The sequence below is a fragment of the Caloramator mitchellensis genome (assembly GCF_001440545.1).
In the GTDB taxonomy this organism is placed as follows: domain Bacteria; phylum Bacillota; class Clostridia; order Clostridiales; family Caloramatoraceae; genus Caloramator; species Caloramator mitchellensis.
The window spans coordinates 48,127-57,058 of record NZ_LKHP01000013.1 but is presented as its reverse complement, the minus strand read 5'-3'; the positions used below and the strand labels follow the sequence as shown (position 1 = coordinate 57,058).

Below are 8,932 nucleotides of genomic sequence, written 5' to 3'. Positions count from 1 at the left end.
GCATACGAGATTTTTGGAAAAGTATAAGACGTTCTTGAAAAAAGGCTCAGAGGTATGGTTTAAGACGGATGACGAGGAGTTTTTTAATGACTCTGTCGAATATTTTAAAGAAGCAGGTTTTGAAATAGAATATATAACCTATGATTTGCACGGTAGTGGTTTTGAAGGTAATATTATGACGGAGTATGAAACAAAATTTTCTTCGATGGGTTTCAAAATTATGTTTCTGATTGCAAGATATTAGAATGTGGTATAATATATTCATATAATCACGATTATATAAATCGTGATTATATGAATCTGGATTATATGGTGATTTGTATGTTTGTTGGTAGAAATGAAGAGCTTAACTTTTTAAATGAAAAATATAATTTAAAGTCAGGGCAATTTATTGTTCTATACGGAAGAAGAAGAATAGGCAAAACAGAGCTTCTGAGGCATTTTTCAAAGGATAAACCTCATATTTTTTACGTTTGTAGGGAAACAGTAGATAGCGAACAGTTGAAGCTGTTTTCAAAGAAGTTGTTAGAGAAATCTTCAGTTTCACAATATTTATCCACATTTAAAGATTGGGAGGATGCATTTAGATTTTTCAAAGACTTACCTTATGATGGCAAGAAACTTGTGATAATAGATGAATTTCCTTATATGGTTAACTCAAATAAGTCTATACCTTCGATATTGCAAAATCTCTGGGATGAGACATTAAAAGATGAAAATTTGATGATTGTATTGTGCGGTTCATCGATGAGCTTTATTGAAAAAGAAATATTAGCAGAAAAAAACCCTTTGTTTGGTAGGACAACTGGAGTTCTAAAGCTTGATGAACTTGATTTTTATACTGCAAGCTTGTTTTTTGAGAATAAAACGATTGAAGAGAGAATAATTCTTTACTCGATTTTAGGTGGAATACCACATTATCTTAAACAGTTTGATTATGGTTTATCAATAGAACTCAATATTAAGAAAAACATCTTAACAAAGGGCAGTGTTTTATATAGCGAAGTTGATTTTTTGATGAAGCAGGAACTGAGAGAAACGGCAACATATTATACAATTATTCAAGCAATTGCTATGGGCAACACCAAGTTGAACGACATTCATACAAAGACAGGCATTGACAAAACAAAAATACTTGTTTATTTAAAAAACCTGATGGACTTGAATCTAATTGAACGAGAATATCCAATAACCATGAGTATAAAGAAAACATCCAATAGTCAAAACGGTTTGTATAAATTAAAGGATAATTATTTTAAATTTTATTATAGGTTTGTGTTTCCTAATATTTCAGAACTTGAAGAATATGATATTGACGGTGTGTATGAACTGGCTATAAAGCCTTTTTTAAATGAATACGTGTCCTTTGCCTTTGAAGATGTTTGTAAGGAGTATTTAAGGAAAAATAATAAGCAAAACAAATTGCCATTTAGATTTTTAAAGATTGGCAGATGGTGGGATAAAAAAGATGAAATAGACATAGTTGCATATGATAATTTAGGAAACGCTTTGTTTGGAGAATGTAAGTGGAAAAATTCAAAAGCCGGATTAAAGGAATTAAATAAGCTAAAAGAAAAATCAATTAAAGTTGATAATAATTTTATTAATAAATATTATTATATCTTTTCGAAGTCTGGTTTTGACGATGAATTATTAGATATAGCAAAAATAGATAATACTATTAAACTTATTGATTTAAATAAAATTTTTGATTAATTATTGCATTAACTACTTTATTAGTATAAAATTAGTTTGTTCCAACTTAATAGGACAGTTCGTAACCATCCTGTCTAAAAACAAAACTATGGGCCGGTGCTGGGCTTTACAGCACAGGGGCATAGTATGCCCTTTTTTTATTCATAGGGGCAGGTTTGCCCCTTTTTTGTTGGAGGTGAAACATGAAAAGGATTGGAATAACAACTACAGTTCCAGTTGAGGTTCTTATCGCAGCAGGGTATAAGGTTGTTGACTTGAACAATTTGTTTATTACATCAAAGGATTATGCACGATATATTGATATAGCAGAAAGGGATGGTTTTCCTAAAAGTCTTTGTGCATGGATTAAGGGAATATATGGAGCAGCGGTTGAAAATGGAATTACTGAGATAGTTGGAGTAATTGAGGGAGATTGTTCGAATACTAAATCTCTTATGGAGGTTTTAAAATCAAGAGGGATTAAAATTTATCCATTTGCTTATCCTAGCAGGAGAACTTATGAAGAAGTTAAAAAAGCAATAGATGAATTTATCATGCAATTTTTTGATGGTTATAATTCATTTGACAAACAACTCAAGAAGTCAAGAAATCAAGTGAATGTCACCAGACATTTAGCTAGGAGGATTGATGAGTTAACTGTTCAGTTTAAGGCTACTGGGTTTGAAAATCATCTGTATCAGGTGTCTTTAAGCGACTTTGATGGCGACATTGACAGGTTCATAAAAGTTTTAGAAGAAAAGGTTAAGGAGATTGAAAGTAGGGAGCCTAAAGTTAAAAAGCTGAGGCTTGGATATGTTGGAGTTCCACCTATGACTGGGGATTTGTATGATTTTGTTGAAAAATTTGATGCTCAGATTATTTACAATGAGGTGCAGAGGGAGTTTGCATTTCCAAGGTTTGATAAGGCTAAAGATATATATGAGCAGTATTATGATTATACTTATCCTTACAATCTTGAGTTCAGGCTAAATGAGATTAAAAAGCAGGTTAAAGAAAGAAGACTTGATGGTATAATCCATTATACCCAGGCCTTTTGCTATAGGGCAATCGACGATATAGTAATTAAAAGGGAACTTGATATTCCAGTTTTAAACATTGAGGGAGATAAATTAAACAGTCTTGACGCCAGGACGAAGATAAGGATTGAGGCGTTTTTGGATATGCTAAATGATTTAAAGGGGGATTAAGTTGAGGATACTTGGTATTGATTTAGGTTCGAGATATGTAAAGGTTGCAATAATGGAGAACGGAAAAATTGTAGAAAAGTTTAAGATAAGCACTGTTAAGTTTTATAAGGAATACTGCAGCTACAACGGAAGAGTTGTTGTGGATTATAAAAAATTAGGGATAGAATATTTTGATTTTGGCGTTTCAACCGGGTATGGAAGAAATAATGTTGATATAGAAAACTTTGAGATAATCAATGAACTTAAGGCGCATGCCTATGGGGCGATGTTTCAGACTAATCTAAAAGATTTCATTTTATTGGATGTTGGTGGACAGGATGTCAAAGTTATAAAGGTTGAGAAGGGAATATTAACTGATTTGGACCTTAATGATAAATGTGCAGCATCATGTGGAAGATATGTTGAAAATATGGCGAAGGTTCTTGAAACTTCACTTGATGAGTTGTCGATGCATTATGAAGAACCAGTTGAACTTAATTCAACCTGCGCTGTTTTTTCTGAATCTGAGCTTATTGGAAAAATTGCTGAAGGAGTTTCATTTGAAAGATTATGTGCAGGAGTGAACTATTCGCTTTATAACAGGTTAAAACCTCTTCTTACGAAGTTTAAGGCAAGAAATCTTTTGGTTTCGGGTGGAGTTGCAAGGAACAGGGCGCTTTTGGAGTATTTAAAGAATGATTTTGATGAGGTAAATGTTTTGGAAAGCCCAGAATACAACGGAGCGATTGGCTGCTGCTATTTTGGAAGTTTGAAATTTTAATAAAGGGAGGAATATGTATGGAAAAGGCATTGGTTTTAGCGAGTGGAGGGCTTGACAGCACAGTTCTTTTGGCTAAAGTAGTTAAAGAATTTGGAAATGAAAATGTAACTGCACTTAATATATTTTATGGGCAAAAACATAAGAAAGAGGCAGAGTTTGCAAGGTATCAAGCGGAAAAGTATGGTGTAAACTATTTAACAGCAGACCTTTCAAGCGTTTTTAAATTTTCAAATGACTGCCCTCTTTTAGAGGGAAGCGAAAATGAGATACCTGAAAAATCCTATGCAGAACAGCTCAAAGAAATGGGTGGACAAGGGGTTGTTTCAACCTATGTTCCATTTAGAAATGGGCTTTTCCTATCATATGCTGCAGCAATTGCAATTCAAGTTGGAGCATCAAAAATATTCTATGGTGCTCACTCGGACGATGCTGCAGGTAATGCTTATCCTGACTGTTCAGGAAGTTTTATAGACAGCATGGCAAAGGCAATATATGAAGGAACGGGAGGTCAAGTAAGATTAGAGGCTCCATTTTGGAATCTGACCAAAAAGGATATCGTAAAGACAGGACTTGACCTTGGTGTTGATTTTGCTCATACATGGAGTTGCTACAAAGGAAAGGATGAGCCATGCAGAACTTGTGCAACTTGCATAGATAGAGAAAAAGCATTTGAATTGAATGGCGAAGTAGACCCATTAATCAGGAGGTAGTGAAGTTGAAATTAACTGTAACAAAGGAATTTACATTTGACTGTGCGCATATGCTATCAAATCACGATGGACTGTGCTCTAATCTTCACGGACACACATATAAATTAGAAGTGACTGCTTCAGCTCAGCTTATAAAGGAAGGTTCATCTAAGGGGATGGTTGTGGATTTTGGGGATTTAAAGAGCATAGTTAAGGAGACGATTGTGGATAAGTTCGACCACTCGTTTTTGTTCTGGGAAGAAGGTTCTGAAGCAGAGAAGGAAATAGCAAGAGTGGTTGAGAATTTTGGGATGAGAATTGTAAAGTTCAAGGAAAGGCCGACCGCAGAAAATATGGCAATATATATAATTAATACACTAAATGAAAATTTGGAAAATGGAATTAAAATAGTAAGGGTAAGGCTTTATGAAACCCCAACTTCCTATGCGGAGGTAGAAATAGATGTATAAGGTTGCTGAAATATTTCATTCTGTTCAGGGAGAGGGCTCTTTTTTAGGGTGTCCTGCAACTTTTATAAGGCTGTCTGGATGCAATTTAAGCTGCAGCTGGTGCGACACAGACTTTTCGCCAAAGCATGATATGACAGCAAAGGAGATTGCGGATATTGCATTGTGCGAGAAGGTAGTCATAACAGGCGGTGAGCCTACTATATATGATTTGGAGCCACTTTTGTTGGAGCTTAAAAATAGAGGCAAAGTTACAATGCTTGAGACAAATGGAACAAATCCAACGGATAACATAAGAGGACTTTTAGACTGGATAGTGTGCTCACCAAAGCCACAGAACAACTGGGGAATTAATCCAGGATGCATGTTTGATGAACTTAAGTTTGTAGTTGACGGACAATTTAACCCTAAAATACACATTAAAGATGAAATAAAGGAAATGTATAAAAACAGAATATGGCTGCAGCCAGAGAGCAGCATGTTTAAAATCCGCTCAAAGGAAGCCTATGAATTTGCTATGGAGGACATGAGGCTGCGAGTGGGGATACAACTTCATAAGATAATAGATGTAAGATAAGGTTGCCAGTATGGCAACCTTTTTGTCTCACTAATGTTATAGCAAAATATTATACTTCAAATTATAATAATTTGTAGTATAATATTGATAGAGGTGATTTGATGAAAAAGTTTGTTAATAGAGAAAGGGAATTGCAATTTTTGAATAAAGAGTATGATAAAGATGAATCTTCATTTATAGTAATTTATGGAAGAAGAAGAGTGGGTAAAACAGCACTAATAAAGGAATTCATTAAGAATAAAAGAGCTGTTTATTTTTTAGCAACAGAGGAACTTGAAGACGAAAACAAGAATAGTTTGCGGGATATTATTGCAGATTTCTTAAACAATGAATTTATTAAAAAATTAAGTGGTTTGAAGTGGGATGAAATTTTTGATTTGCTGATAAACAATTATGATTTTAGTGAAAAACTTGTTGTTGTTATTGATGAATTTCAGTATCTAGGAAAGATAAATCCAGCATTTCCATCTATTTTTAAAAAAATATGGGACGAAAAGCTAAAGGAAAAAAATATAATGGTTATAGTTTGCGGTTCGCTGATTAACATGATGGAGTCGCAGACTTTAAATTATTCAAGTCCTTTGTATGGGAGAAGAACGGGACAAATAAGACTAAGGCAGATTCAATTTAAATACTATGGCGATTTTTTTGAAGGCAATAGCAATCTAATTGAATTGTATTCGGTTACCGGTGGTGTTCCTAAATATATAGAAATATTTAAGGAAGAAGATGATGTGTTCAAAAGTATTGAAAATTCAATATTGAATAGGGAAAGTTTTCTATATGAGGAACCAATTTTTCTTTTAGAAAGAGAAGTTCAAGACATAGGAACGTATTTTTCCATAATAAAAACAATTGCCGCAGGTAATCATAAATTAGGAAACATAGCAACAGCACTTGGAGTTCAACAAGCGAAATTGACTAAATATTTGTCAACCCTTATAAATCTTGACTTGATAAAGAGAGAAGTTCCAGTTACAGAGGTAAACGCTGAAAAAAGCAAGAAAGGACTTTATTTTATCAATGATAATTTTATTAATTTCTGGTTTAAATTCGTATATCCATTTAGAAATTATATTGAATTAGATGAGGTTGATTATGTATTACAGAAGATAAAAAAATCTTTTGTTGTAAACCATGTTAGCTATGTTTATGAAGATATTTGCAGAGATAAAATATGGGATATGATTATTAGTGGAGAAATAGAGTTTGAACTTCAAAGGATAGGCAGATGGTGGAATTCAAGCGAAGAAATAGATATAGTGGGTATTAACCTTGAAACTAAGGATATTTTGTTTGGAGAATGTAAATATTTAAGTTCTTCGGTAGACGTGGATGTTTTATATAAACTATTTGAAAAGAGTAAATCTGTTGAATGGGAAAATAAAAACAGGAAAGAACATTATATTATTTTTAGCAAGAGCGGATTTTCGGATAGGTTGATTGAAATTGCTAAAGAAAATAGAAATGTAAAGCTTGTTCAATTTGATGGCACGGTAATAAAATATTTTAATTGGTAGATTAATCAATAATTTTTATTGAACTATCGGATTTGTTATATATAACCAGTAACTCTGAGCTCTACTTTTATATATTCTTGCAAACTATATCCAAATTGTTAGAATGAATGTTTTTTATAATGAAAAATACTAAAAATTTAAGAGCAAGAGTTACTGGTGTTGAAGTGGAATGTTTTTGGTAAAATATTAAATTAATCTTTTAATTTTCGTTGAAATTGTCAAACAATTCAAGAAGTCAAGAAATCAAGTGAATGTCACTCATAAGCATGTTTTTGTAGAGGGAGTAGTAGTGGCCTTTTTTCCTTAATAGTTCTTTGTGGCTGCCCTCTTCGAGTATTTTTCCATCGTCAATTACAAGTATTCTGTCGGCACTTACTATGGTTGAAAGCCTATGAGCTATTATAAAGCTTGTTCTTCCCTTTAACACGTTGTTTATGGCATCTTGAATCATGTGTTCTGTGTGGGCATCAACTGATGATGTAGCTTCATCAAGTATGAAGATTGAAGGATTGGAGATTACGGCTCTTGCAAGGGATATAAGCTGCCTTTGTCCAATTGAAAGTTTTGAGCCGCCTTCCCCAACTTCGGTATCATAGCCCTTTTCAAGCCCCATTATAAATTCGTGGGCGTTTACAAGTTTTGCAGCTTCAATAATTTCTTCCATCGTTGCGTCAAGTTTACCGTATCTTATGTTGTCTGCAACGGTTCCGCTAAATAGATGTGGAGTTTGAAGCACATACCCAAGGCTGGAATGAAGAACCTTCAAAGGTATTTTCCTATAGTCAACTCCATCTATATATATAGTTCCCTCGGTTGGTTCGTAGAATCTGCAAACAAGGTTTACTATTGTGCTCTTACCAGAGCCAGTTTCTCCTACAAGTGCAATTGATTGTCCCTTCTTAACATTTAGATTGAAGTTTTCAAGCACCTTCTCGCCTTCTTTGTATTTAAAGCTGACATTTTCAAATACTACGTCACCATTTATTTTTAAGCTGTCATCGTCACTGTAATCTATTATTTCAGGTTTTGTTTCAATAAGGTCTATAACCCTTTCTGCTGCAGCCTGAGCTGAGATTAATTCTGCCATAACCCTTGCAAGTTCTCTTACTGGTTCAAAAAACTGTATAGAGTAAGAAATAAAGGCAACTAAAGTTCCATAGCTTATCATGTTAAGGTAAACCTGCTTTCCACCCATAACAAGTATAAAGGCAGTTGAGATACTTCCAAGGCTTATAACTATTGGCATATATATAGAAGATAAAACCGCCGCTCTAATTGCTGCCTTTTTCATTTCACCAGTTTCATTCTTAAACTCACCTATATGCATATCCTCTGTAGAGAGCACTTTTGTTGTCTTTGCTCCCATTATTCCTTCATTGAATGAACCAGTAATTTGTGAGTTAAGCTTTCTTACTTTTCTATATTGGGAGAGTATTCTTTTTTGAAAATATATGCTTATAACAAATAATACAGGGATAGCAAGTATTATATATAATGCAAGTCTCGCGTTCAATGATAAAAGATAAAACAATATAAAGGACATTATTGAAAATCCCCATACCATATCAACAATTCCCCAGGCAAGTGTATCTCCAAGTTTTGATACATCAGATGTTAATCTTGCCATCAAGTATCCTGTTTGGGTTGTATCAAAGAAGGAGAAGGAAAGGCTCTGCAGTCTTTCAAATGCAGATTTTCTTATATCGTGACAGAGCCCCATATCAATCTTTCCTGCAATTGCAATAAGGTAATATACATTAACTGTCTGAAAAACTATCAAAAAGGCATAGAACATGATGAATTTATAGAAATTTTCGTAGGTTCCCTTTACTACAAAATTGTCTATAGCGTATTTTGAAAGGTATGGGAAGGTTGCATCGATAGCACCTACAAAAACCATTATTATTATGAGCATAATAAGGCTTTTTTTGTAGGGTTTTAAAAAGGATAAATATCTCTTCCAAAGGTTTAAATCGAAATTGGTCTTATATTCTTTTTCCTTAATTTGAGCCATTA

9 protein-coding genes are annotated in these 8,932 nt (G+C 33.6%); 8 read left to right on the top strand and 1 reads right to left on the bottom strand.

What is annotated here, in order from left to right; genetic code table 11:
- The 8 genes from ABG79_RS09845 to ABG79_RS09810 all read left to right on the top strand — a co-directional run.
- Positions 1-244: class I SAM-dependent methyltransferase (locus tag ABG79_RS09845; RefSeq protein WP_479722826.1), on the top strand; the 244-nt coding region annotated here is incomplete at its 5' end.
- A 77-nt stretch (positions 245-321) separates the two neighbouring features.
- The gene (locus tag ABG79_RS09840; RefSeq protein WP_057979307.1) at positions 322-1,716 is read left to right on the top strand and encodes an ATP-binding protein; all 1,395 of its coding nucleotides are present in this window, start codon (positions 322-324) and stop codon (positions 1,714-1,716) included.
- Between the two features lie 182 nt (positions 1,717-1,898).
- The gene (locus tag ABG79_RS09835) at positions 1,899-2,903 is read left to right on the top strand and encodes a 2-hydroxyacyl-CoA dehydratase family protein (protein ID WP_057979306.1); all 1,005 of its coding nucleotides are present in this window, start codon (positions 1,899-1,901) and stop codon (positions 2,901-2,903) included.
- Position 2,904: 1 nt separating this feature from the next.
- On the top strand, positions 2,905-3,663 hold the full coding sequence (locus ABG79_RS09830; protein WP_057979305.1) for an acyl-CoA dehydratase activase: 759 nt from the start codon (positions 2,905-2,907) through the stop codon (positions 3,661-3,663).
- Positions 3,664-3,680: 17 nt separating this feature from the next.
- A complete protein-coding gene (queC, locus tag ABG79_RS09825; protein ID WP_057979304.1) occupies positions 3,681-4,373 on the top strand; it encodes a 7-cyano-7-deazaguanine synthase QueC in 693 nt (230 codons plus the stop codon).
- Positions 4,373-4,822 carry a 6-carboxytetrahydropterin synthase QueD gene (queD, locus tag ABG79_RS09820; protein ID WP_423230099.1) on the top strand — a complete coding sequence of 150 codons (450 nt, stop codon included), beginning with the start codon at positions 4,373-4,375 and terminating at the stop codon, positions 4,820-4,822. The genes queC and queD overlap by 1 nt, the downstream gene beginning before the upstream one ends.
- Complete coding sequence (locus tag ABG79_RS09815; RefSeq protein ID WP_057979303.1) at positions 4,815-5,396, top strand: 7-carboxy-7-deazaguanine synthase QueE; 582 nt, start codon at positions 4,815-4,817, stop codon at positions 5,394-5,396. Before queD ends, ABG79_RS09815 begins: the two co-directional genes overlap by 8 nt.
- A gap of 101 nt (positions 5,397-5,497) precedes the next feature.
- Positions 5,498-6,916: an ATP-binding protein gene (locus ABG79_RS09810; protein WP_057979302.1), complete on the top strand. Its 1,419-nt coding sequence runs from the start codon at positions 5,498-5,500 to the stop codon at positions 6,914-6,916.
- A 235-nt stretch (positions 6,917-7,151) separates the two neighbouring features.
- On the opposite strand, the gene ABG79_RS09805 is transcribed toward ABG79_RS09810, so the two are convergent.
- Entirely contained in the window at positions 7,152-8,930 is a 1,779-nt protein-coding gene (locus tag ABG79_RS09805) for an ABC transporter ATP-binding protein (protein WP_057979301.1), read from the bottom strand.
- Between the last annotated feature and the right edge of the window lie 2 nt (positions 8,931-8,932).